Source organism: Tautonia marina (assembly GCF_009177065.1).
GTDB lineage: Bacteria > Planctomycetota > Planctomycetia > Isosphaerales > Isosphaeraceae > Tautonia > Tautonia marina.
Map to the genome: position 1 here is coordinate 1 of NZ_WEZF01000015.1, position 24,888 is coordinate 24,888.

The following is a 24,888-nucleotide window of genomic DNA, read 5'->3' on the forward strand; positions in this document are numbered from 1 at the left end:
TTATACCAAGCGATCCAGTGCGATCTACCGAGGGGTGCTCAACTTGATCGGCTACGCAGCCCAGGGACTCAGAGACTGGCGCAGCGCTCAGCGAATCGACCCGTCACGGCCACTGGACGACCACCACATCTTCCCGAAGGCTTATGTCGCTGCGGGGTCAGACTTGGACGTTGAGCGGGTCGAGGCCTTGCAAATGGTCGATTGCGTTGTCAACCGTACGCTGATCCCAAAGAACCTCAACCTCCGCGTAGGGAAGCGCCCGCCGCATGCATACCTTGGGGAACTGAAGAAGTCCAACTCCGAGCTGGAGGACTCGCTGATCGACCACTTGGTCCCGCCCGAACTGAGTTCGGACCCTGGCTGGGATCGGAAGTTTGGGGAATTTCTGGACTTCCGATCAAGGTCGATTTTCGCACTGGTCGAGCGGTTCGTTCTCGAACCTGCCGGTGAGATGGAGCAACGCCATCTCCTTACACACGGCTCTCGGGAAGCAGCGGGGACTCTGCAAGGTCAGCGACTTGACCAGGGGCTTCGTACACCCGAGGAGGCCTTCGTTCTCCCCATCCTGGAGGTCCTCATCGGGTTAGGGGGCCGGGCGCCGATGCACCGGGTGCTGGACGGTGTCGGCCAACAAATGAGGGATCGTTTCCAGGAGGTCGATCAGCAGAGTCTGATGTCAACGCCCGGACAACCTCGCTGGCGCAATACCGCACAGTGGGCCCGGAATACGATGGTGAAGAAGGGCCTGCTGAGCCGGTCGAGCCCCCGAGGAATCTGGGAGGTCACTGAGACAGGCCGGCGTCACTTCGAGGATCAGAGCGGTCACACTCGACGTTGAGCAACCGGGGTCACCCGGCAACCGGGGGGCCATGCTTATCAGCCTTCTCCCGAGACCATGCCAAAATCCCATTTTGAGTGACTGCCGCGGCCTCCGTTTTCGATGATGTTGTCATGGAGGATCTGCCGATCTCGTTTCCCCCTTCCCTGAGCGGTCGGCTCGGGGCGTCCTCTTTGGCAACCTGAGATCATACTCCCCTGCTCCCGCCTCAGCGCACCGAGGGGCGTACCCAGAGCGCACCGAGGGGCGCACCCGAAGCGCACCAAACAGCCACCAACGGGCGCACCGAACAGCGCACCAATCGGCGCACCCGAACAGCTCGTTGAGGGATAACCCCCCTTCGGTCAGCCGGATGGCGAGCCAACCGTTGAGGGAGGTTGGTCGTTCAAAGCCTTGTTGTTGCAAATGGTTACGTATTTCATTCCTCGCGTTGCGAAACGAACCCATCGCTCCCGAGTTTGCCCTTCGAAACGAACCCATGCCCCGAAGTTCAACACACGAAACGAACCCATTCCCACCAAACGCACCATGACGAAACGAACCCATTCCCCCCGAACGCGCCGTGACGAAACGAACCCGTTCCTCCCGAATCTCAACCCACCCAACCGTTCCCCATTTCGCCGTTCCCTCTCATCCGTGTTCCATCCGTGTTTCATCCGTGGCTCAAAACCTCCCCTCCCCTCCCTTCAAACCCGACGTAACCCCTTGGCAGCGGGCCGACTCAGCGTTGTGGACGCCAAGGATTTCGGGTACAATGGGCCTTCACTCTTGTTCACCACGCCAGGGCTCCAGATCGCTGGCCCCGGATCGCCCCGACGGGTTGAGGGATCGTACCAACCGTGAGCACCGCATCGCCGACCGAAGGGCACCTGCCGACCCCGCCGCTGAACATCGAGGACGAGCTCAAGGAGAGCTACCTCAACTACGCGATGTCGGTCATCGTCAGCCGGGCCTTGCCCGACGTCCGCGACGGCCTGAAGCCCTCGCAGCGCCGGATCCTGGTGGCGATGCGCGACCTCGGCCTCTCCCCCGGGGGCGGCACGAGCAAGTGCGCGGGCATCGTCGGCGAGACGATGAAGCGCTACCACCCGCACGGCGACAACTCGATCTACCCCACCCTGGCCCGCATGGCCCAGTGGTGGAACATGAGGCACCTGCTTGTCACCGGTCAGGGGAACTTCGGCTCGATCCACGGCCTGCCCCCGGCCGCCATGCGGTACACCGAGGCGAAGCTCAGCCCCGTCGCCGCCGAGATGCTCGAAGACATCCAGCTCGACACGGTCGACTTCCAGCCGAACTACGACGAGAAGTTCTCCGAGCCTCGCGTCCTCCCCTCGAAGTTCCCGAACCTCCTGGTCAACGGATCGGGCGGCATCGCCGTCGGCATGGCCACGAGCATCCCGCCCCACAACCTGGGCGAGGTCTGCGATGCCCTCGTGGCGATGATCGACGACCCCGAGATCGACCTCGCCGGCTTGATGGAGCACCTCCCTGGCCCCGACTTCCCGACCGGCGGCACCATCTGCGGCCGCTGGGGGATCATGGAGGCGTATCGGACCGGCCGAGGCCGCATCACCCTCCGGGCCAAGTACGAGATCGAGGAACTCCGCGACGGCCGCAGCCAGATCATTTTCACCGAGATCCCGTACCAGCTCACCAAGGAAATGCTCCTGAAGAAGCTGGCCGATCTGGTCAACAACGCCCGGATCACCGGCGTCTCCGGCGTCGACGACCACAGCGACCGCAAGCAGCCGGTCCGGGTGGTGGTGACGGTCAAGCGCGGGGAAGACCCGAACGTCGTCCTCAACCAGTTGTTCCGGTATTCGCCGCTTCAGGACACCTTCAGCGTCATCATGCTGGCGCTGGTCGATGGCCGGCCTCGGACCTTGCCCCTGAAGGAGATGCTCCGGCTGTTCCTCGAACACCGGGTCGTCGTCATCCGCCGCCGGACCCAGTATCAGCTCCGCCAGGCTCGGCAGCGGGCGCACGTGGTCGAAGGCTTGCTCATCGCCCTTCATTATATTGACGAGGTGATCCGGGTCATCCGCTCGTCGGCCAACCCGAGCGAGGCCCGCGCCCGCCTGATGGGCCTGGAAGTCTCCGACCAGATTCTCCGCCGCGCCCTCGACAACCCCGACGCCCAGGCCACCGGCCCCCTGACCCGCAACCAGGCCGACGCGATCCTCGCCATGAGGCTCCAGCAGCTCACCGGCCTGGAGGCCGACAAGCTGGCCGACGAGTACCGGAAGCTCCGCGAGGACATCAACCGCTACGAGGCCATTCTCGCCGACGAACGCCTGATCTACGACCTCATCCGCGCCGACCTCCGCGAGCTCAAGCAGAAGTACGCCAACGCTCGCCGCTCGGAACTCTCCAGCGAGGAACTCGGGGACTTCGACAAGGAAGCCCTGATCCGCGAAGAGTACATGGTCGTCACCATCACCAACGCCGGCTACATCAAGCGCCTGCCCCCCAGCACCTACCGGGCGCAAGGCCGAGGCGGCCGGGGGATCTCGGCCACGAGCACCCGCGAAGGCGACTTCCTCGAGCATATGTTCGTTGCCTTGACCCATGACTACATCCTCTTCTTCACCGACCAGGGGAAGGTCTACTGGTTGAAGGTCTACGACGTGCCCGAGGTCAGCCGGACCGCCGCCGGCCGCGCCGTGGTCAACCTCCTGCAGCTCGACGAGGGGGAACGCATCACCGGCTTCCTCCCCGTCCGAGAGTTCGCCGAAGACGAATATCTGATGATGTGCACCCGTCGCGGCACGGTGAAGAAGACCCCCCTGACCGCCTACAAGCGGCCGCTCGGGCGCGGGATCATCGCCCTGGGCCTCGACGACGGCGACGAGCTGATCGCCGTCGGCCGGGTGAAGGCGGGCGATCATGTCTTGATCTCCACGAAGGAGGGCATGGCGATTCGCTTCGACGAGTCCGACGCCCGGAGCATGGGCCGCACCGCTCACGGCGTCCGCGGCATCAAGCTCGAAGGGGACGACGAGGTCGTCAGCATGATCGTCGCCAACGGCCAGGACGACCCGGCCAGCCTGTTGACCGTCTGCAACAACGGCTACGGCAAGCGGACCGCGTTGACCGAGTACCGCTCTCAGAACCGTGGCGGCAAGGGGCTCATTGATATCAAGACCACCGAGCGCAACGGCCCGGTCGTCGCCATTGCCAAGGTCACCGACGAGGACGAGGTCATGATGACCACCGTCGGCGGCAACATCATCCGGACTCGCGTGGCCGACATCAGCATGATCGGCCGAAATACCCAGGGGGTCCGCCTGATCCGGATCGAGGAAGGAGACTCGGTCGGCTCGCTCGCCAAGCTGCCCGAGGAGGAACTGAACGGCTCGAACGGTGACGAGATCCTCGATGAGGCCGTGGGCGAGGCGATCGCCGAGGGCCCCCTTGATGGCGACGCCGACGCCGACGACGCCCGACCCACCCCTCGACCAGACCACCTCCTCAACGATGGGGTCGGCCCGGCCGAGGCGAGCGATCACATCGACGACCTTGACGCCGACGGCGAGCCCGACCGTGAGTAATGCCTCGGCTGTTGTTGGACGAATGGGGGGCGGGCCTGGCCGCCCCTCGACCTTCATGCCTTGTCCGGTTCGACCGAGACGATTACCCTTTGGCAACGGCTCGTCGGGAGCAGGGTGATTCGAAGGGAGTCGAGGGGAGAACCGGCCATGCGAGCGCTGATTTCCGGCATCACCGGCTTTGTCGGCGGCCATCTGGCCGAGCACTTGCTGGACCAAGGGGACGCGGTCGTCGGCCTGTCGGCCTCGGGACGATGGCCGGACTCGACCGCCCATCTGGCCGAGGCCGTCCGGCTCGAAACGTTCGACCTGCTGGCCGACTCGGTCGGCTCGCTCGCCCGGATGCTGACCCGGAAGCGTCCGGAGGCGATCTACCACCTGGCCGCGCAGGCCAATCCGCACGCCAGCTTCGACGACCCGAGGGCGACCTGGGACCTGAACCTCGGCGGCACCCTCACCTTGCTCGAAGCGATCCGGCAGGCCGAACTGGACGAGAAGCCCCGGGTCGTGCTGGTCGGGTCTGGCGTCTCCTACGGCAACCCGAGCCCCGAGGATCTGCCCGTCACCGAACGCTGCCCCTTGCGGCCGAACAACCCTTACGCGGCGAGCAAGGCGGCGGCCGACCTGCTCGGCATCCAGCACTGGCTGGCGCACGGCACGCCGGTGGTGATCGCTCGGCCGTTCAACCATGCCGGGCCGAGGCAGGAAGACCGCTACGTCCTGAGCAGCTTCGCCCGCCAGGTGGCCGAGGTCGAGCGCGGCGATCGCCCTCGGATCGAGGTCGGCAACCTTCAGGTCGTCCGTGACTTCACCGACGTCCGCGACATCGTCCGCGCCTATCGCCTGCTGGCCGAATCGGGCCGACCGGGCGAGGTGTACAACATCGGCACCGGCCGCAACGAGTCGCTCGCCCACTTGCTCGACATCCTTCGAGGGCTGGCCGATCGGCCGGTTGAGGTGGTGGTCGATCCCGCTCGCGTTCGGCCGGTTGATCAGCCCTTGCTCCTGGCAGACGCCTCGAAGCTCCACGCCGATACCGGCTGGGAACCGCGCTGGACCAGTGAGCAGACGCTGGCCGATATGCTCAACTTCTGGCGATCCCACCTTCCGGCCCCGGCCTGACGCCCCGAGCCATCAGGCGACATCTCCCCTCCCTCCGAACCGAAAAAAGGTTGCAAGAATCTCCCGGATCGAGCGAATAAGCATTCCTGGACATCAACGATCACACCGTCGCCAGGTGCGGACACGATCCCGAGGGAGGCCGATGGCAATGAAGGCTGACTTGTCGACCGATGATGATGTGATGGGTCAGAAGCCGGGGGCTCTGGGGGGCGGCAGCGGCCGGTCGTTCGCTCGGGGGCTGGCGCTGGGGCTCGCAATCGGGGGGCTTTGCACCTGGTTCGTCTTCCGACCCTCGAACGAGACGGCAACCGCGGTGATTGCTCCCGTCGAGCGTCCGAACTCGCCCGTGACTCGCGAGACCTACACAAAGATCAGGCCGGGGATGTCCTCCTGGGAGGTCCACGACATGCTCGGCTCGGGCGAGGTGATCGGCGAGCAGGGGATGATCGTTGACGAGAACGGTCAGTACCGGAAGTGGGAGAATCTCGGCCGGCGCGTGTCGAACTCCTCGGGAACCGTCTCCGACCACGACGGCCAGCCGCGCGAGGACGTGCGCAGGACCGTCCGGTGGTCGAACGGCAAGCGAATGATCACGGTGGTCTTCCATAACGACTCGGTCGTCGAGAAGATCGAGGAGAACCTTTACTGAGCCAGCCATTTCCCGGCGGCCGAGCCGTTGGAGCGGCGGTTGAGTTTGGGCCTTTGGGCCACTTCCGTGCTGGTGTGTTCTGGGGATCATTCCCCGGCCGAGTCTGCTCATGATCCTCAACCCATTCCGACGACAACCGCTTCGATCCCGCCGATCGGTCGGCCTGGTCGGCCTCTTTTACAGTGGCAAGACGGTCCTATTGACCTCTTTGATAGCGCACCTGCGCAATCATGATCCTGACCGTTTTCCCCTTGGGTCCGGACCCGATGCGCCCGAGATGACCCTGCTGGGCGAACTCCCCCCTGCCCTTTGCGTCGAGCGGTTCGACGTCGACGACCACTACAACCGCCTGATCGACTCCGACTGGCCCGCCAAGACCGACCGCCTGAACGAGTACCGGGCCGAGCTGGTCGTTGGGAAAGGGAGCTGGTGGACGACTGACCTGTCGCTCGTCGATCTGCCGGGCGAACGCCTGGCGGACATGGTGATCGCCTCGCACCCCACCTTCGACGCCTGGAGCGATGCCGTACTGGGTGTCTTGCGCAACGAGGCCGAGTTTGCCCGCATCGCCCGGCCATACCTTGAAACGGCCGAGCGGCCCGGCGCGACCGAGCCCGACATCCTGGCCGCCTACCGAACCGTGCTGGCCACCTTGCACACGCGGTTCATGCCGTTCATCTCGCCGTCAAGCTTCGTGCTCGACCCCGAAGGCGTCTCGCTCGACGCGAAGCTCGGCCCCGACCGCCCGGCGACCGAGGCCGATTGGATTGCCTTGAAGGCCGATCGCGGCATGTGCGGGCTGGCTCGGTCGGAGGAATTCGCCCCGCTGCCCCCGGCGGTTCGGGAGCGATCCCCCGCCCTGGCATCGACCTTTGCCGGGCGGTACGCCCGCTATCGCGAGGCAGTTGTCTTGCCGTTCGCCAACGCCTTGAGTCGGTGCGATGATCTGGTGGTGCTGGTTGATGTGACGGTCCTGCTCGAAGGCGGGCACGGGATGGTCAACGCCTATCGGGCGTTCCTGGAACAGGTGCTGGCCGCCGTCGATCCAGGGTTCACCCCCGCGCAGCAGGTCGTGGACTGGGGGCTGTGGACCCTGTCTCTGTTTCAAGCGAAGTATGCTCATGTGCGTCGAATTGTGTTCGTTGCCACCAAGGCCGATCGGGTGGTCCGGGACGACCGCGACCGGCTGCTCGACCTCCTGACGCAACTGACCCGGCCGATCATCCGGCCGCACCAGGCGAGAAAGCATCTGACGGTGGAGCACCTGATCGTTGCGGCCGTCCACTCCACCTGGACCCAGCCGGGCGACCCGGCCGATACGCTCCGCTACAACTCGCCGAAGGGGGAGGTGCAGGCCACCGTCTCGCGGCTCCCGGACCAGTGGCCCGACCACTTCGAGCCGGGCCGCTTCCGGTTCCCTCGGCCTGAGCCTTCGTTGCCTCGTGCTCGGGTGCGGGTGCCTCCTCAGATCAATCTCGATCGGTTGACGCGGTTTTTGCTTGATCTGAAATAAGACATTCTGAATCGAATCAAAGGATGAGATTGTCTCCTCTCTTGAGAAGGAGCCCGCCATGAGTCATCCCTCGGGCTACGGCCCATCCTCCGGGATTCCCGGCGGCGAGGAGCAGGAGCGCGGACCCGGCCCTGCGCCCGAGACGCGGTCGGAGCCGACCTCCACACCGACCCCCGAGCTGGAACCCGCCAGGGAGCGGCGTTCGCGCCCGGTTGACTCGGGCATTCCGGTTCCCGTGCTCGATGAGTCGAGGGTCGGCCCGCCCCGGATGTTCCTCGAAGATCTGCCGCCAATCGACGACGATGAGCCGATCCTTGAGGAACGCGATCGCCCCTGGGTGGATCGCGGGACCGGGGCCTTGATCGTCGTGCTGGTGACGGCGGTGCTCCTGCTGGTCGTGGCCTCGCAGGCGGCGAGCTTCCTGGCGGCGCTGGCGGTCTGGCCGCCGGTGGTGCAGGCGATTGGCTACGGGGTGGCGGCGGTTTTGGTGGGAATGTTTGCCATCGCGGCAGTCGGCCTGATCTGGAAGTACTTCACGCTGCCGATCTCGCCGGGGGTGCGGGTCGATCGGGCCGATTCGCTGAGTCATCGCCGGTCGGTCCAGGCTCAGGCCCGCCGCAATCGGGCAATCGCCAAGCGTCAGTTGCTCACATTTCTGGAAGGCTATCCGACCGACCCTCGCCACACGCGCGTTCTGGTGTCGATTGCCGGACCCGAAGCGGCCCAACGATTGCTCATTCAGCGGACCCGCCTGCTCTCGCACGACGCGGCGACCGATGACGACTGGGTCCGCGAGTTCGAGGCCCGCTTCCTCGAACCGCTGGACGAGATGGCCCGAACGCTCGTGAAACGCCAGGCCGTGGCCGTCGGGGTGAAGACGGCGATTGTGCCGAGCGGATTCCTGGATGGGTTGATCGTGGTCGCCAACGCTTATCAACTAATCGGCAGTCTTTGCCGGCTCTACCACCTGCGGGCCGACAACTGGTCGACCATCAAGATCACCGCACACGTCTTCGGCAACACGTTTGTCGCCGCCCGCCTGGAGGAATTCACCGACCAGGCCGCCGACGCCTCGTTCGATCAGATGCACGACCTGATCCACAGCCAGGTTGCCCGAGGCGTGCTCTCTCGTCTCTCGTCCGGCGTGACCCAGGGGACGGTCAACGGCTTGCTCCTGCGCCGGTTTGGCCGCTACGCGATCCGGGCCTTGCGGCCGATCCGGGGGTGAGTGGTGCGGGGCGATTCTCCTGGATTTGCCCGTAATCGAGTCATTTCGATCCAATGAATCAACGGTCGAATTCGGTTTGTGCGACGAGGGTCGACAGATGGCACACTTGACGACGATCTCGGGGACCTATCGCGATGGTGTGATCGAGCTATCGGAACGTCCGGCCGGAGTCTCGGCAGGGGCTCGGGTGCTGGTGACGTTCCTGGACGAGGCCTCAATCGCTCCCGAGGAACGCGAAGCCCTGCGTCAGGAAGCCTTTGCCGACATGAGGCGGGGGATTGATCTGGGGGGGGCTCCCTACCCGACCCGGGAGGAACTGAATGAGCGGAACCGATGACCCTGCACCGGTGATGGTTGATACCAATGTGGTTGTTTACGCGTATGATCCAAGTGACCTCGCGAAGCACAACCAGGCCATTGAACTTCTCGCGGCACTTTCGGAGCAAGGACGACTGATGATGAGTGCCCAGGTGTTCAACGAGTTCAGTAATGTCTTGATGAGCCGACGCCGGGAGCAGCCGCTGGCCCCGCCTGAAGTTCCAACGATCCTGAGGCGGTTGCTGATGATTGGAAAGGTCGTGCCCTTGACCGCCTCGATGACGCTCCGTGCCCCCGACGCCATCCCCCGGCATGGCTTCTCGTTCTGGGATGCCCTGGTCTGGGCTGCCGCCAAGGAGCACGGCGCAACGGTTCTCTCCACCGAGGACTTCCAGCATGGCCGGCAGATCGAAGGGGTTCGCATCGTCCACCCGTTCGAGGTGTTCCCGGCCTGAGGTCGGGGCTTGCCGGGTCAGGGGTTCGGCTCGGGCGTGTCTTCGTCCTCGGTATCCTCTCGGTCTTCGTCCTCGGTATCCTCTCGGTCTTCGTCCTCGGTATCTGGGTCCTCGGCGTCGTCGTTCCCGGGATCATCCGGGAGGAAGGTGATGGACCGGAGCTTGTAGGGGTCGAGAATCAACGGGCCGAGGTTCGTGGTCATCTTCAAGGGGGCGAACAGGTGGAGCGGTCCGGCAAGTTCCTCGCCCGATTTGGCGACGACCGCGCCGGGGACCGTCATGGTCCAGACGCCGCTCACCACCATCACGTTCATGTTCATGGAAGGATTCCCCTCCGGGATGTCGAAGCGGAGGGCGCGGAGCTTCTCCGGGGGGATCTCGTAGCGGCCGAAGTCGCTGTCGATGGCAATGGGGCCGAGTCGAAGCGGGCCGGACACGCGCTTGCCGGTTGACGATTCGACCTCGACCATCCGTTCCGAAAGTTCCGGGGGCTCCTGGCCCTGCATCATGCCGCCGCCCAACGGCCCGAGGCCCCCGCCGCCGAACTGGGCCGAGGCGATCCCGGGCAGGAAGGCCAGGGTCATGACTGCGCACAAGGGCCGCAAGTTCGATGGAATCATCGGAGCATCCTCGACAGAACGGGAGGATTGAACAATCGACGTGAACGGCTCGATGCCGAAGCGTCACTGTACCGAGGGCGGTAACCCTGCATCAATTCATTTCTCTCCGATGACGTGATCTGGGAATCAAGATGGAGCGCCGCAGATGGGCTTGGCTCGGAAGAATCCGCGCAATCCGAAGAATCATTCAATTCGGACGAGGGAGCGGGCCGAAGATCCGAGATGAGCCGGACCCCTTGCCGGGCGTCTGCCTTCGGAGATCGAAGCCGAAGGGGAACACCCAAATCGGCGCGGCGGGTGAGGGGTCGGGAAGGGCTTGGGGCACGGACAGGCCGGAAGCGGGGTGCTTCGGATGACTGCGATCGGATGGAAGCGAGGCGGGGCGGTCGTCGGGCGTCCGGGCAAGGCGGCTCGCAGGAAGACGGCGCTGGTCGGAGCGATCGAATCGCTGGAGCCTCGGGTCGTGATGGCGACGTTCATGGTGACGAGCGCCGCCGATACCGGGCCGGGGACGCTCCGGGATGCGATTGAGCAGGCGAACCGGGTGCCTCGTGAGGCGCACATCATTAACATTGCGCCGGAAGTTCCGGGGCCGATTGTCCTCAACAGCGCCTTGCCGAGCTTGATCGGTGAGGTCGAGCTGGCCGGTCCCGAGGGGTCGCAGGTGGCGATTGTCCGAAGCAGCGTACCGGAGACGCCGGAATTCCGGCTCCTGACCGTCGGCGAGACGGCCACGGTGACGGTCAAGCACCTGGCGTTCTCGGGCGGTCAGGCGCAGTTCGGCGGCGGCATCCTGAACGATGGGGAACTGAACCTGCTGTTCAGCGACGTTTCGGGGAACGTGGCCGGAGCGAAGGGAGGGGGAATCTACAACACGGGGGTTCTCTCGATCGGCTCGTCGTCCATCCGGGACAATGTGGCCGCGGGGGAGCGGACGATCGGCCTCGGCCCGGCTGGGATCGGCCGAGGAGGAGCGATCTTCAACGCGAACAGCCTGACGCTTTCGACCAGCTCGGTGACCGGAAATTCCACGAACCGAGAAGGGGGAGCGATCTGGAACTCGGGCTGGACGAGCATCAACACGAGCCTCCTGGCCGAGAACTCGGCCGAGGCCTTCGTGCTGGCTCCCGGCCGGGTGCCGATCGGCCGCGGTGGGGCAGTGTATAACACCTCCATCCTTCACATCAACGGCAGCACCCTGACCGACAACCTCGCCAATCAGCAAGGGGGAGCCGTCTACAGCAACGTCACGCGCCCCCGGATCGAGCCGTCGTCGATCACCTCGTCGATCGTCGCCGACAATGTCGTGGATGACGTGTTTGTGCGGTTCGGGCCGTTCGAGTTCAAGGGGCCGAATCTGGTCGGCAAGGTTTCGGGGAAGACGACCGGCGCGGTTTCGATGCCGGGTGTCGATCCGATGCTGGGGCCGCTCGGGCTGTACGGCGGTTCGCTGCTGGTCCGCCCTCCCTTGCCGGGGAGCCCGGCCATTGGGGCGGGACTCTACAACGCGGCCTTCCAGACCGACCTGCGAGGGACCGCCCGCTCGGCCGAGTCGACCGACCTGGGAGCCGTCGAGTCGATCCCCTTTTCCCTGCTCGTCGAGTCGGGAAGCGGCCAGGAGGCGATGCCGGGCCAACCCTTCACCGCGCCGCTCGTCGTGCGACTCGCTTCCGACGTTGGGGGATCGCTCGAAGGGGGCCAGGTTGTCTTCCGGGCACCCGCGGAAGGGGCTTCGGCGGTGCTGGTCGGGAACCCGGCGCGGGTCAATACCGAGGGGGTTGCCCAGGTGCAGGCCATCGCCAACGGCATCCCGGGGACGTATGAGGTGATCGTCGAATCGGCCGGGGCCAAGGAACCGGTGATTGTCACGCTCACCAATGGGGGGACGGAGCCGGATCTCGGTGAGAGGATCGCGGCGGTGGTGGACCCTGAGCCGATCGTAGCCGCCGCTCGACAGGCGGTAGACGACCTGAGAACGGCCCTGCCGAGACCGTCTCGGGTGGCTCCGGCCGTGCAGGATCGGGCGGCGGCCCTGGGACGAGCGCTCCGGCAGTCGGTCGAATCATCGAGCGAGTCGGGGCGATCGTTGCATCCGGCGATCGCTCGGGTGCTTGATCAGATCCGGGAGCGGAACGGATCGAGCAGCAGGCCGGGCACGCCGATCTCGACGACCTGAACGGCCCCGGTCCAATCGGAAGCGCCCGGCGCGTCGAAGCCGCGTTTGCGGGCCACGAAGCTGGTGGTGCAACGGGCTCGGATGGCCACCCCGAGCGGCCGGCCGGTGTCGCAGTCGAGGCCCGAGGGCAGGTCGAGCGCGAGCACCGGTTTGCCCGAGGCGTTGACGGCCTCGATCACATCGCGGAGCGACCCTTCGACGGCTCGGGTCAGGCCGGTGCCGAGCAGGCCATCGACGACCCAATCGGCCCAGGAGAGCTGGGGGTCGAGGTCGTTTGCGTCGGTCAGTGAGCGTTGATCAAACCCGGCCCGGTCGAGGATGGCGTGCTGGGTGGCGGGGTCGCCGCGAAGCTGATCGGCCAAGACGGTCCAGCGAACCCGGACCGGCCATCCCCAGGCGTCGAGATGCCGGGCGACGACCGCGCCATCGCCGCCGTTGTTGCCCGAGCCGCAAAGGATCAGCACGCGCTTCGGCTCGGGGCCGGCGGCGACTCGAAGGCATTCGGCGGCCCCTCGGCCGGCGTTTTCCATCAAGACGAGGGTGGGGAGGCCCAGCTCATCGGCGGCCCGCGCGTCGATGCTTCGGACCTCGTCGCGAGCGAGGGGGCGAAGGGGAGTCATCTGGCGTCGTCTCCTCGACCGAGGCGAAGGGAAGCCGCCGGGGAGAGCCTTTGCGTTGACGGCCCGGCAACGTCGGCCCCTATAATACCGGCATGCCCACCGATCCGACGACCGACCCCCTGCTCGGATTGATCGGGCCGATCCCGCCAGCAACGCGGAACCTCACTTAACGATCCGGCCGGAGCGTTTGACGACCATGCCTCTGTACGAATATCACTGCGATGCCTGCGATCGAGACTTCGAGGCGCTTGTCCGCTCGGCGTCCGACACGCCGAAATGCCCGTCGTGCGGCGCCTCGGAATTGACGAAGCAGTTCAGCGTTCCGGCCTCGGCCCGGTCGAGCGGCTCGGCCTCCTCCTCGCTTCCCGTCTGCGACGCGCCGATGCCCGCGGGTGGTTGCGGAGCGATGGGCTGCGGCGGGGGTTTCTGCGCGATGGACAATTAAGCCCGAAGGGATGCCGGATCACGAACATCCGCTACGTTGGAAAATCGCCAAAAAAAACAGAAGACCGATGGCCGGGCGCGCCGTACGGTGAATTCCAGTCACCGTGACGCGATGCGGCGTTGCCCGGTTCGATGCTGAAGACACCCTCCTCCCGCGATCGAGGCGGAAGGGGCCGGGATCGCCGTCCGTCTGCTCGGCTCGCGCGAAGCCGCAAGAGCTACGAAGGAGGGAGATCCGATGGCCCTTTGGTTTGCATGGCTCCTGGACGTCCGGTTGCATTTGAGCCTGTTCGTGGTGTTTCTGTTGACGATCATCCTGGGAGATCGGTCGGAGACCAAACCGCAACCGGTCTGGAGAGTGGAACGCCTGGTCCAGCGCCAGCAGGAATATGAGCGGGCGAGGGCGCTGGCGCTGGCCGCTTCCGGAGACTCGCACAAGGAAACGCTCAGGATGGCCCCTGGCCCGGCCGAACGGCCGTGAGGGCGCCCGGATCGCGCCAGCCGGACCGCGCCGGAGGCCTTGCCGTAAGTCGGCGCGAGCGCTCGACTTCCTATTCGCGCCAGGTGGCGCCAGCGCCCCTCGAAGCCGATTGACTTCGAGGGGATCCGGGCGCATATCCCCCTAGGTTCGTCGTGCCGTCCTGAAGATCGGGCGTGCCGATGGCGATCATTGGTTGGTGATCGTCACGCGTCGGCCGATCGGTCGTTCCAGGAAGTTCCGGCGCGTGATGCTCTCGCGGATGAAGGGGGAGAGGTCGATCATGGTCGATCGGCGGTTCGAGCATGAGCCGGCCCTGCGGGCGGCGGTGGCCGAGCGAGTCGGCGAGTCTCGCTTTGGGCTCTGGTTCGGCGACGAGGTCCGGCTCGGCGTCGAGGGCGACTGCCTGACCGTCGGCGTTCCGAATCGGTTTTTCCGGGATTGGATCCGAGGGAAGTACGCCCGCGAGCTGTCGGCCGTGGGAGAACAGATCGCCGGCCGTCGGCTGGATCTGGCCTTCGAGGTGGCCGATGAGCTGGAGCCGAGCGTGGACGAGGTCGCCCCTGGGCCTCCCGATCGCTCGAAGCCGGACGATCGGAGGCGAGGGCCGTCGGTGCCGCTACCGACCTCGTCTCCCGCGGCCCCCGTGGATCAACCCGCGCCGAGGCCGCCGGTCGATCATCCCCGCTCGCGACGGGCGAGAGCCCCTCGACGGCTCGATCAGTTCGTGCCCGGTCCCGGCAGCCGCCTGGCTCTGGCCGCGTGTATCGAGATGGCCGAGTCGCCCGGTTCGGCGTTCAATCCGCTGGTGATTCACGGCGGCATCGGCCTGGGGAAGACGCACCTGCTGGAAGGCCTGGCCGAGACGATCGCACGGCGACACCCTGGCATGAGGGTCATTCATCAGACGGCCGAGGCGTTTACCAACAGCTTCCTCGAAGCGATGCGAGCCGGGACGCTCAACGGGTTTCGCTCACGATACCGGAGCGCAGAGCTGTTGATTCTCGATGATGTGCACTTCCTGACCTCAAAGCGGGCGACGCAAGACGAGTTTCAACACACCTTCGACGCCCTGATCGCCGCCGGGGCGGCCGTGGTGCTGGCCAGCGATCAGCACCCGAGGCTTATTCCGAAGCTCTCCGACGAGCTGGCCACCCGGTTGCTCGGTGGCATGGTCGTGAAGCTCGACGCTCCTGATCCGACCACCCGGCGTGCGATTCTCAAGGCGAAGGCCGCGGCTCGCGGGGTCGAATTGCCCGAGGCGGTGGCCTCGTATATCGCCGAACACCTGCGCACGAGCGTCCGAGAGCTGGAAGGGGCCTTGCACAGCGTTCTCGCCCACGCCACCCTGACCGGCAAGCGGCTCGACCTGAACCTGGCGAAATCGGCCCTGCGCGACACGATCCGACACACGGCGCAGGCGGTGGCGCTGCGCGACATCGAGCGGGCCGTGGCCTCCTTGTTCGACCTGCCGCCCGATGCCCTGAAGTCCGACGGCCGCTCCCGAGCCGTGACCCACCCCCGAATGATGGCCATGTACCTGGCCCGCAAGCATACCGGAGCGGCCTACAGCGAGATCGGTCGCTACTTTGGCGGCCGGAATCACTCGACGGTCATCTCGGCCGAGAAGAAGGTCCGCGCCTGGCTGCAGGACGAGCAACGCCAGTCGCTCCTGGCCGGGTTCGAGACGATGGGCGAGATCCTCTCGGCCGTCGAACGGGCGCTGGGGACCTGAAACGGATCCTGGCCACCGAAGCGAATCGAGGTCACGTCGAGAACGTGCGATGCGTTTCGAGGCGATCCAGTTGTTTCATGGAGAGATGTGAGAATCCTTTCGCTCGCCATGGTGACGCCAGAGAACGCCGGGGCAACGCCAGCGACGTTGCGATTGGCGTTGCCCCTGTCTGGGACTCGAAGTATAGTCCGCCGCTGCCTCTCTCGATTGGGCCGGTGTGTTCTGTCATGAGACACTGCCGGCAGGATCGAGCGCGATTTGCTCACGGAGGAGCCGGATCATGGGAGCGTTGGCAGCGGCGAAGATCGGCCGTGAACAGCCTATTCGTGTGCATCGTCCCGAGGCCACTCTCGTTTCGGGCTTTCCTCTCCGACCGGCGATCGCAGCCAACACCGCCGAGGCAACCGCCCTCTGGGACGAGTTCTTCGGCTCATTTTTTGACCGGCAGGCCGCCGTGCGGCTGGTCCATGAAACCAATCCGCGCGTTCACAATCGTTGGAGGCCGAAGCTCGCGCTGGTCCTCCCGCCGGACTTCTCGGTCGATCGCCCGTCGCACCGGGCCGATCTGACCGCCGCGCTCGAAGTGCTGGCAGCGACCGTTGAGCAGTACAAGATTGAATGCATTAGCAACAGTCCTGATGCGTCTCGCCTCTTTGCCGAGGTTCGTCCGTATTCGGCCGAAGCCGTGGCCGGGTGCGTCGGCGCACTGGTGCTCGGCTCAAGGGCCCTGAACGACGAGGTCGCGGCGATTCGGCCGAGCCGTCGGGTGACGGCCGACCCGTGCGCCTTCCGAACCGAGGGACACCGGATCGTCTTTGAGCAAGGTCGGCTCGACTGGCCCTTCGCGCCGGCCGAGGATTCCGAGGTGATCGGGTCGTGTTCGCAAGGCCTGATTTCAGCCTTCGTGGATGAGAACGACGACACGCCTGCCTTTCTCGATGCCCTCATGCGGTTCGCCTCGGGAGGCTCAGGTCTGCGGGTCACGCTTTCGTCCCGATCGGACGAGGTCTTTGCCGAATCCGTCAGGACAGCCCTGGCCGACGTTCCTCAGATCGAGGTGGAGCCGGCCCCGGCAGAAACGACCTCGGAGGCCAAGGCCGGGGTTGGGCCTGCCGGGTTTGTCCTCGGCAATGAACCGATCGCGCTGCTTACCCGTCGCGACCCGAGCCGACCGGCCTTTCTCTTTCACGAGGGGCGGTTCTTTCGGTGTGACTGTGAGGGGCTTTCCCGGACCTCGCTCTACCTGTATCGTGGCGAGGAGCAGCTCTCGAGCGTCTTGCTCGGCCACTGGCTGAGGTCGCTCAGTGATCGTCCCAGGACCGGCTCCGGTGCGACGGTGCCGAACGAGATGACCGAACCGCTGGTCAGCATCGTGGTTCCGGTCTATGACCGAACGACCGAGCTGATCCGCCTGGCGTCGTCGATTTTCAACCAGTCGTATCCGTGGATCGAGGTGGTCTTCGTCAGCAACGGCAGCCCTCCCGAGACGCTCGAAGCGTTACGGCTGGCCGAAGGCCACCTGATGAAGCACCGCTTCCGGGTGAAAACCATCGAGATTCCCCGGCCTTGCGGCTCGGCCACGATCCCGAGGGACGTCGGCATCCGCTCGGCCTCGGGGGATCTGATCTGCGTGCTCGACTCGGACGACTGGCTGGAGCCGGATTTCTTCCACTTCTTGACGAGCCAGGGAACTGCCTGGCGAGACGACACGATCTACTACCCGAAGAAGGTCTTCCAGGACTTCGGCCGGACGATGCGAGAAGGGTTCCCCTGGAACACTCCGCTGGCCGGACCGGGAACGGTCGAATCAGAGAACCTTCCGGGGACGCTCCGGAAACTCGGGAATTTCTTCTGCAATTCCGGGGTCTGCTTCTCGAAATCGCTGTTTCAACGGGCCGGGGGGATCGATCATCGCCTGCACTACGGCGAGGACCTGTACCTCTGGTGGCGGATGGCCCTGGTCGGGGCTCGGGCCGAAGGGCATGACGGTCTGGTGAATATCGCCCTCCATCCAGGTAACAACGAGCTGGCTGTGGGAGAGGATGGCCGGCTTGAGGAAGCCGTCGAGCTGGCATGCGATCGGGGGCAAAGCCAATGGCTGTGAGACGAATCGGCATCGCTTTGCCGCTGCTCGGAATCTCCGGCGGCATCAATATCGTGCTCAACTGGGGGGTGATCCTGGCCAAGGCCGGGTACGGGATTGACCTGATCTTGCCTCCGACGGAAGCCCAGGGGACGATTCCGTTCCTGAGCGAGCAGGATGGTCGGCATTTCCGGATCGTCTCGCTGCCCGAGGCCAGGCAAGTGCATTATCACACGGTGATGGCCACCTGGTGGGCCTGCATTCCCTGGATGGCCGATCTGGACGCAGACCACTACGCCTGGTTCATGCAGGCCGTCGAGGGGCAGTTTGCCGAGCCGAACTCGGAGGCGCAGCAGAAGTTCGATGAGGTGGTCTCCAGCCAGATGAACGTCATTACGACGGCCCACTGGCTGCGCCGGCACATTGAGCGGCACTACACGATCGAGCCGAAGCAGACATTCTGTGTGTTGAGCGGCCTGGACAAGACCCTCTGGCGAGAGATGCCCCGCGTGCCCCCGGGTCGAGGCCGCCAGCCGGTCCGGTTCCTGGTCGAAGGGCCACCGCTCGATCCTCGGAAAAACGTGGCCCAGACAATCCGGCTGCTCGAAGGTTTGAAGGTGCCTTACCGCTGGGTTGGGGCGACCGTCGATCACGCGATCATCGGCCCGCATTGCCAGGGGGTTGAGGTCCAGGTGCCTTACCACCGGATGCCCTCGATCTACGCCGACAGCGACGTGCTGGTCAAGGCGTCGAACGCCGAAGGCATGTTCGGCCCTCCGCTGGAGATGTTCGCCACCGGCGGCACGGCCGTCTGCTGGGACGTGCAAGGGGCCGAGGAGTACATGGCCGATCGGTATAACTGCCGGTTGACGCCCATGAACTCGTGGAGCCGTCTGGCCGAGGCCATCCGCGAATTCGCCGACAACCCGGAGCAGGTCCGAACCCTTCAGGAAAACGCCCTGGCCACCGCCGAGGCCTGGCCAACCTGGGACGACCAGGCCGACCAGATTCTGGCGACCATCGAGGCGCTCGCCCCATTCAATCGCTCGTCATTGATTCGCCAGGTTTCTCGGGTCGAATTCCGGGACAACAGTCATCGGAGCAACCTGTCGGATCACCTCCAGGAACGGCAGCGATACATCCTCTGGCTCGAATCCGAGGTGGCCAGGCGCGATCGTCGGATCGGCAACCTCTGGGCCGAGGTCGACGCCCGGGAACAGACCCTCAGAGCCCTGCGCGCCGAGATGTCGGCAGGATCGTTCCAGCGGGCCGTTCGAAAGGTTGGCCGCATTGGCCGGGCGATGGCGTGCCTCTCTCGACGGTTGGTTGGCCGGCAGGCTCGGGCCCTGGTTGGCTCGACGCTTCGCCGATCGTTCCAGACCGATCCACCCGTCTGGAACGCTCCGACCAATCCCCCGCCTGCAACGACGACAACCGAGGCGCGGAGCGATTCGTCCGTCGTCGCGTCTGCGGCCTCGGCGACCGAGACCACCCGGCGAGACGCCGCCTGAGCGATCGGGACGTTCGTCGGCCGTGGTGTCTTCTTCGCTCGTCGGACCTTGGCGACGCTCCGCGTCAGTCTCGGACAGGAGGGTCGATTCGGGGTTCGAATCCGGGGCAGGAGAGGACCGGTTGCATCGGATACTTCGGAAAGCTCGGATCGGTCCGCGAACGTTCGCAGAGCAGAAACCGCGAGCCTTTGCCCGTCACCACGTCTCGCTTCGAGACGCACGACCGGCAGAGGCTCGCGGCCATTTCCGGAGAGCGTTCGTTCATGGGGTTGTGAGCTGGCTTCGAGAGGCGTTTCGCATGAGGCACAGAAGGCAGTGAGGGGGCGGTGACTCCGTGGATTGTACCGAGCTTTGCGAGGGCGTGCGCGTGTCTCCCCTGGGCGGAACGGGTTGTGGTTGGCTATTCTGGAACATCTCTCCCCTGGCGGGAGCCGGGTCGATCCGGACCGTCGGAACGGCTTCGACCCGCTGGCCCTTTGCGGTCAACCGGCCCGTGACCGACGGGTTGTTCGCGAGTCGTTTTGACTTGCTCTTGCCCCTTTTTGCAGCAGCCGACGGCTTCGCTCAGCATCGCCTTGCCCCGAAGGACGGCCCATCATGGACAGCGACGGACAACCCAGCCCTCTGGCCTCGATTCGCAATATCGGCATCGTCGCCCACATCGACGCCGGCAAGACGACCACCACCGAACGCATCCTCTACTACACCGGTGAGATCCACCGGATGGGAGATGTGGACAAGGGAAGCACCACCACCGACTACCTGCAGGAAGAACGCGAGCGCGGCATCACGATCGTCGCCGCCGCCATCTCCTGCAAGTGGAAGGACGCGCAGGGCGAGCCGATCACGATCAACATCATCGACACGCCGGGCCACGTCGACTTCACGGCCGAGGTCGAGCGGTCGCTCCGCGTGCTCGACGGCGCCGTGGTCGTCTTCTCGGCGGTTGAGGGGGTTGAGGCCCAGAGCGAGACCGTCTGGCGGCAGGCCGACAAGTACCACGTCCCCCGCCTCTGCTTCATCAACAAGATGGACCGCATCGGGGCCGAGTTCGAGCGGGTTTACGACGAGATCCGCGACCGTCTGGCCGGGCACCCGATCCCGGTGATGATCCCGATCGGCTCGGGCCCCGAGGGGAACCCCGACCAGTTTCAGGGGCTCATCGACCTGATCGAGCAGAAGGCCCTTTACTACCAGACCGAAGACCTCGGCTCGACGATCACCGAGAAACCGATTCCCGACGAGCTGCGCGATACGTTCGACCACTGGCGAGAAACGATGCTCGACCAGCTCAGCGAGTTCGACGAGACTTTCGCCGAGCACTACATGATGGCGCTCGAAGGCGAGCCCTTGACCCCCGAGATGATCCGGGCCGGCCTCCGTCGCGCCACCCTGACGGGCAAGGCGCAGCCGGTCCTCTGCGGGTCGAGCTTCAAGTACGTCGGCGTGCAGCGCTTGCTCGATGCGGTGGTCTCCTATCTGCCGAGCCCCCTGGAAGTCCCCCCGGTCAAGGGGGAACACCCCAAGAGCGGCGACGAGCTGGAGCGTCCTCCCGACCCGAAGGCCCCCTTCTCCGGCCTCGTCTTCAAGATCACGCACGATGCGCACGGCGACCTGTCGTTCGTCCGCGTCTACTCGGGCATCCTCAAGTCGAACACTCGGCCGCTCAACCCCGGCCGGAACAAGAAGGAGAACTGTTCGAGGCTCTACCACATCCGCGCCGATGACCGCGAGCAGATCGATCAGGCCCTGGCCGGCGATATTGTCGGCGTGGTCGGCCTGAAGGAGTCGGTCACGGGAGACACGCTCTGCGACCAGGCGCACCCGATCTTGCTGGAGCGGATCGAGTTCCCCGAGACGGTCATCAGCATGGCGATCGAGCCAGTTAGCTCGGCCGACAAGAACAAGCTGGCCGAGGCGCTTGTCTCTCTGGCCCGCGAGGACCCGACCTTCACCTACAAGTTCGACGAGGAAACGGGCGAGACCTTGATCTCCGGCATGGGCGAATTGCACCTGGAGATCATCAAGAACAAGATGCTCCGCGACCTGAAGCTGAAGGTCCGCATCGGCAAGCCCCGCGTCAGCTACCGCGAGACGATCCAGCACGCCGTCAAGGGAATCCACGGCCAGTGCATTCGCCAGACGGGCGGCTCGGGCCTGTATGCGAAGGTCACGATCGACCTGGAGCCGGAAACCCAGGCCAAGGGGGCGCCGGTCGTCCGGTTCGTCAACAAGGCCAAGCCGAACGACGTGCCCACCGAGTTCGTCCGCGCCGTCGAGGCCGCCATCCGCGAGGACGCCAAGTCGGGCGGGATCACCGGCTACCCGCTCGTCGACCTGAAAGTCACCCTGACCGACGGCGACACGCACGAGGTCGATAGCAACGAGCTGGCCTTCGGCTTCGCCGCGACCGACGCCCTGAACAAGGCGCTTGAAAAGGCCGGGGCCGTGCTGCTCGAACCGATCATGAAGGTCGAGGTCGTCACCCCCGAGGACTTCCTCGGCAACGTGACCGGCGACCTCTCCAGCCGCCGCGCGTTGATCGACAAGACGTATCAGCGCGGCAAGCTCTGGGTCGTCGAGGCCCGTGCCCCGCTCGAACAGATGTTCGGCTACTCGACCGACGTCCGCAGCCTCAGCCAGGGACGCGCCAGCTACAGCATGGAACCCTTCGACTACGCCCCCGCCCCCGAGGCGATGCTCCGGAAGCTCTCCGGCATGGACGATGAGGACTGATCGCCGCCCGACCTTTGACGGTGTCTCCCCTGCCCGCCCGCCTTTCGAGGAGGACGATCGACGATGGCCACCGCGACCCGCCCCGACGCCGCAACGGTTGATCCCGAAGTTCTTCGCCCGGAACACCTCGCCACCGAAGCCGACGATCCGATCGTCCCTCCTCCGGGCGAGGACGTATTCTACGAAGTCGTGGACGGTGAGGTGATCGAGATTCCGCCTATGGGAACCTTTGAAGCCGATATTGCAAACCTGCTGGCCGAACTGATCAACGATTACGCTCGTCCGAGGAAGCTCGGCCGGGCCTTCGTCGAGGTCCTCTACCGGATCAACCCCGAGCGAAAGATCCGCCGGCAGCCGGACGTGGCCTTCGTCTCGGCCGACCGATGGCCCGTCGGAAAACGGGCCCCGAAGGCGAGTTCCTGGCAAGTCGTGCCCGACCTGGCCGTCGAGGTCGTTAGCCCCTCCGACCTGGCCGCGCACCTGAACCGCAAGATCAGCGATTTCTTTCAGGCCGGGACGGTCGCCGTCTGGGTCATCTACCAGGAAACCCGGCAAGTCTACGTTTACTCCTCCCCCACTGCCGTCGAGATCCTCACTCCCCCGGCCGAACTGGACGGCGGCGCGATTCTCCCTGGCTTCCGACTCCCCGTCGCCCGGCTCTTCGACGACGACCCGGACACCGCGCCTGGCCCTGCTTCGGAGTCCTGAGCGGTCGAGATCCGATTGTCCTCAAACGAGGAGCACCACTGATGGCCACCGCGACCCGCCCCGACGCGACGACGATCCCCGAAGAGTCGATCGGTACGCCGCTGTCTCCTCCTCCAGTTGTCGAGGCCGACGTCCCAGCCGACGACTTTGTGCCGCCGTCGTCGAGTGAGATCCTGTTCGAGGTGATTGATGGTGTCGTCGTGGAGTGCCCGCCGATGGGGAGTCTAGAACTCGACATCGCCAATTACCTGGCCCAGGAGCTCAATGTGGTGGCCCTGTCGCAAGGACTCGGCCAGGCATTGGTCGAACAACTGTTTCGACTCAGGGCGCAGAGCACCAACCGCCGAAGGCCCGATATCGCCTTCGTGTCGACGGCAAAATGGCCCCGAGGCAGGCGAGTGCCCCGCGCCAATGCCTGGGAGATGGCCCCCGATCTGGCGGTCGAGGTCGTTAGCCCCTCCGACCTGGCCGCCGAACTGGACCGCAAGCTCGTCGAATACTTCGAGGCCGGGGTCTCGCTCGTCTGGGTCGTTTATCCCGAGACGCGCCGGGTGTTCGTCTTCTCGTCGGCGACGGAGGTCCGCATCCTCTCCGCCTCGGACGAGCTGGACGGCTGCGCGGTCGTTCCCGGGTTCCGACTCGCCTTGACGCGGCTCTTTGACGGCGACCCGGAACCTCAGCCGGCCCCGCAATCCTGAATCCCATCCCCCTTTCCCGAGGCTCCAGCAATGACGCCAATTGCCCCGCTTGCCCTGCTCGCCTTGCTGGCCCCGAGCGACGATCCGATGCCCGATCTTTCAAACGTCCCCGGCGTGGTGATTGACCATAGCCCGGCCTCGTCCCGGCAATACATCGGCTCGCCGAGCCTCGCCGTCCTCCCCGATGGCACCTACGTTGCCTCGCACGACTTTTTCGGGCCGGGAAGCTCGAAGGACGTGACGGTGGTCTTCGCGTCGAAGGACCGAGGGGAATCGTGGGATCAGATCGCCACGATCAAGGGGCAGTGGTGGTCGACCCTGTTTGTCCATCGCGATGCGCTCTACCTGATGGGGACCAGTCGGGAATACGGCGAAGGGGTCATCCGCCGGTCGACCGACGGCGGCACCACCTGGACCGAGCCGGTCGATTCCTCCTCGGGCTTGCTGTTGCCGGGGAAGAAGTACCATTGCGCCCCGGTTCCCGTCGTTGAGCACGACGGGCGCCTCTGGCGGGCGATGGAAGACGCCGAAGGCCCCGGCGGCTGGGGCGTCCATTTCCGAGCCTTCATGATGTCGGCCCCGGTCGATGCCGACCTCCTGAACGCCGCAAGCTGGACCTCCAGCAACCGGCTCGGCTCGGATCTCTCCTGGCTCGCGCCGGTCACGTTCGGCGGCTGGCTCGAAGGCAACGCGGTGGTGACTCCCGAGGGGGAGATCGTCGACATTCTCCGCGTCGACTCGAAGCCCGATCCCGGCTTTGCCGCCGTCGTCCGGATCAGCAAGGACGGCCAGACCGCCTCCTTCGACCCCGAGTCCAGCTTCATCCGCTTCCCCGGCGGCGCCAAGAAGTTCACGATCCGATACGACCCGAAGACCGAGGCGTACTGGTCCCTGACCAACTGGGTCCCCCCGCGTAACGACCTCGGCCAACCCGGCCGGACCCGCAACACCTTGGCATTGATCGCCTCGACCAATCTGAAGGACTGGGAGATCCGCGCCGTCGTCCTCCATCACCCCGACGTGACGAAGCACGCCTTCCAGTACGTCGACTGGCTCTTTGACGGTGACGACCTGATCGTCGCCTCCCGGACCGCCTTCGATGACGGCCTCGGCGGTGCCCACAACGCACATGACGCCAATTTCATGACCTTCCACCGGATCGAAGGCTTCCGGACCCTCGACGGTATTCCCGACGACCTCGGCGACGATTGATCGCTCGGCCTCCCGATCGCTCCTGGCCGTGGTCGCCAGGCTCATCGGCGGGGCTTCACAAGGACGGGTTTCGGTCGGATCGGCTTGCAGGTCGCCTCGCCCTCTCATGGCCTCGGCAAGCCATCTGGCCAGACATTTCGGTCATCAGACGTCGACACGCGGAGGTTTCGAGCTTTTCCAAAGGGCTCCCCGC

General features: G+C 65.4%; 21 protein-coding genes. 18 read left to right on the forward strand and 3 right to left on the reverse strand.

The features are described from left to right. The 8 genes from GA615_RS17710 to GA615_RS17745 form a co-directional block, all read left to right on the forward strand. Positions 1–838, forward strand: an 838-nt coding sequence (locus GA615_RS17710) for a winged helix-turn-helix domain-containing protein (protein WP_201750225.1), incomplete at its 5' end; no start/stop codon positions are given. 839 nt (positions 839–1,677) lie between these two features. Continuing rightward, on the forward strand, positions 1,678–4,392 hold the full coding sequence (gyrA, locus tag GA615_RS17715; protein WP_235905527.1) for a DNA gyrase subunit A: 2,715 nt from the start codon (positions 1,678–1,680) through the stop codon (positions 4,390–4,392). Positions 4,393–4,539: 147 nt separating this feature from the next. Next, complete coding sequence (locus tag GA615_RS17720; protein WP_152052657.1) at positions 4,540–5,511, forward strand: GDP-mannose 4,6-dehydratase; 972 nt, start codon at positions 4,540–4,542, stop codon at positions 5,509–5,511. 148 nt (positions 5,512–5,659) lie between these two features. After that, the gene (locus GA615_RS17725) at positions 5,660–6,160 is read left to right on the forward strand and encodes a hypothetical protein (protein WP_152052658.1); all 501 of its coding nucleotides are present in this window, start codon (positions 5,660–5,662) and stop codon (positions 6,158–6,160) included. Positions 6,161–6,269: 109 nt separating this feature from the next. After that, on the forward strand, positions 6,270–7,673 hold the full coding sequence (locus GA615_RS17730) for a YcjX family protein (protein ID WP_152052659.1): 1,404 nt from the start codon (positions 6,270–6,272) through the stop codon (positions 7,671–7,673). Positions 7,674–7,731: 58 nt separating this feature from the next. Next, positions 7,732–8,901, forward strand: coding sequence for a YcjF family protein (locus tag GA615_RS17735; RefSeq protein ID WP_152052660.1), 1,170 nt, complete (start codon positions 7,732–7,734; stop codon positions 8,899–8,901). A 97-nt stretch (positions 8,902–8,998) separates the two neighbouring features. Then, positions 8,999–9,238: a hypothetical protein gene (locus GA615_RS17740; RefSeq protein ID WP_152052661.1), complete on the forward strand. Its 240-nt coding sequence runs from the start codon at positions 8,999–9,001 to the stop codon at positions 9,236–9,238. After that, entirely contained in the window at positions 9,222–9,674 is a 453-nt protein-coding gene (locus GA615_RS17745; protein WP_152052662.1) for a PIN domain-containing protein, read from the forward strand. The genes GA615_RS17740 and GA615_RS17745 overlap by 17 nt, the downstream gene beginning before the upstream one ends. A 17-nt stretch (positions 9,675–9,691) precedes the next feature. Here the strand turns inward: GA615_RS17745 and GA615_RS17750 are convergent, their stop codons facing one another. Further along, the gene (locus GA615_RS17750; RefSeq protein WP_152052663.1) at positions 9,692–10,294 is read right to left on the reverse strand and encodes a hypothetical protein; all 603 of its coding nucleotides are present in this window, start codon (positions 10,292–10,294) and stop codon (positions 9,692–9,694) included. 352 nt (positions 10,295–10,646) lie between these two features. Here GA615_RS17750 and GA615_RS17755 point away from each other — a divergent pair, with 352 nt between their 5' ends. Continuing rightward, positions 10,647–12,470 carry a choice-of-anchor Q domain-containing protein gene (locus GA615_RS17755; RefSeq protein ID WP_152052664.1) on the forward strand — a complete coding sequence of 608 codons (1,824 nt, stop codon included), beginning with the start codon at positions 10,647–10,649 and terminating at the stop codon, positions 12,468–12,470. Here the strand turns inward: GA615_RS17755 and GA615_RS17760 are convergent. Beyond that, positions 12,410–13,090 carry an NAD(P)H-hydrate epimerase gene (locus tag GA615_RS17760; RefSeq protein ID WP_152052665.1) on the reverse strand — a complete coding sequence of 227 codons (681 nt, stop codon included), beginning with the start codon at positions 13,088–13,090 and terminating at the stop codon, positions 12,410–12,412. The two genes, GA615_RS17755 and GA615_RS17760, sit on opposite strands and share 61 nt — an antisense overlap. 196 nt (positions 13,091–13,286) lie before the next feature. Between GA615_RS17760 and GA615_RS17765 the strand changes: the two genes are divergently transcribed. The 5 genes from GA615_RS17765 (at position 13,287) to GA615_RS17785 (ending at position 19,341) form a co-directional block, all read left to right on the forward strand. Next, entirely contained in the window at positions 13,287–13,535 is a 249-nt protein-coding gene (locus GA615_RS17765) for an FmdB family zinc ribbon protein (protein WP_152052666.1), read from the forward strand. A 237-nt stretch (positions 13,536–13,772) separates the two neighbouring features. Beyond that, a complete protein-coding gene (locus tag GA615_RS17770; RefSeq protein ID WP_152052667.1) occupies positions 13,773–14,015 on the forward strand; it encodes a hypothetical protein in 243 nt (80 codons plus the stop codon). A gap of 280 nt (positions 14,016–14,295) precedes the next feature. Continuing rightward, positions 14,296–15,747, forward strand: coding sequence for a chromosomal replication initiator protein DnaA (gene dnaA / locus GA615_RS17775; protein WP_152052668.1), 1,452 nt, complete (start codon positions 14,296–14,298; stop codon positions 15,745–15,747). Between the two features lie 280 nt (positions 15,748–16,027). Then, positions 16,028–17,851 carry a glycosyltransferase family 2 protein gene (locus GA615_RS17780; RefSeq protein WP_152052669.1) on the forward strand — a complete coding sequence of 608 codons (1,824 nt, stop codon included), beginning with the start codon at positions 16,028–16,030 and terminating at the stop codon, positions 17,849–17,851. Continuing rightward, positions 17,842–19,341: a glycosyltransferase family 4 protein gene (locus GA615_RS17785; protein ID WP_161602407.1), complete on the forward strand. Its 1,500-nt coding sequence runs from the start codon at positions 17,842–17,844 to the stop codon at positions 19,339–19,341. The genes GA615_RS17780 and GA615_RS17785 overlap by 10 nt, the downstream gene beginning before the upstream one ends. 64 nt (positions 19,342–19,405) lie before the next feature. Here the strand turns inward: GA615_RS17785 and GA615_RS17790 are convergent, their stop codons facing one another. Next, entirely contained in the window at positions 19,406–19,606 is a 201-nt protein-coding gene (locus GA615_RS17790) for a hypothetical protein (protein WP_235905528.1), read from the reverse strand. 332 nt (positions 19,607–19,938) lie between these two features. Here GA615_RS17790 and fusA point away from each other — a divergent pair, with 332 nt between their 5' ends. The 4 genes from fusA to GA615_RS17810 all read left to right on the forward strand — a co-directional run bounded on the left by fusA (position 19,939) and on the right by GA615_RS17810 (position 24,695). After that, positions 19,939–22,077 (forward strand): elongation factor G, encoded by a 2,139-nt coding sequence (gene fusA, locus GA615_RS17795; protein ID WP_152052671.1) that lies wholly within the window; start codon positions 19,939–19,941, stop codon positions 22,075–22,077. Positions 22,078–22,140: 63 nt separating this feature from the next. Next, positions 22,141–22,785, forward strand: a complete 645-nt coding sequence (locus GA615_RS17800) for a Uma2 family endonuclease (protein WP_152052672.1) — start codon at positions 22,141–22,143, stop codon at positions 22,783–22,785. Positions 22,786–22,826: 41 nt separating this feature from the next. After that, entirely contained in the window at positions 22,827–23,483 is a 657-nt protein-coding gene (locus GA615_RS17805; protein ID WP_152052673.1) for a Uma2 family endonuclease, read from the forward strand. Between the two features lie 30 nt (positions 23,484–23,513). Beyond that, positions 23,514–24,695 (forward strand): sialidase family protein, encoded by a 1,182-nt coding sequence (locus tag GA615_RS17810; protein ID WP_201750226.1) that lies wholly within the window; start codon positions 23,514–23,516, stop codon positions 24,693–24,695. The last annotated feature ends 193 nt before the right edge of the window (positions 24,696–24,888 follow it).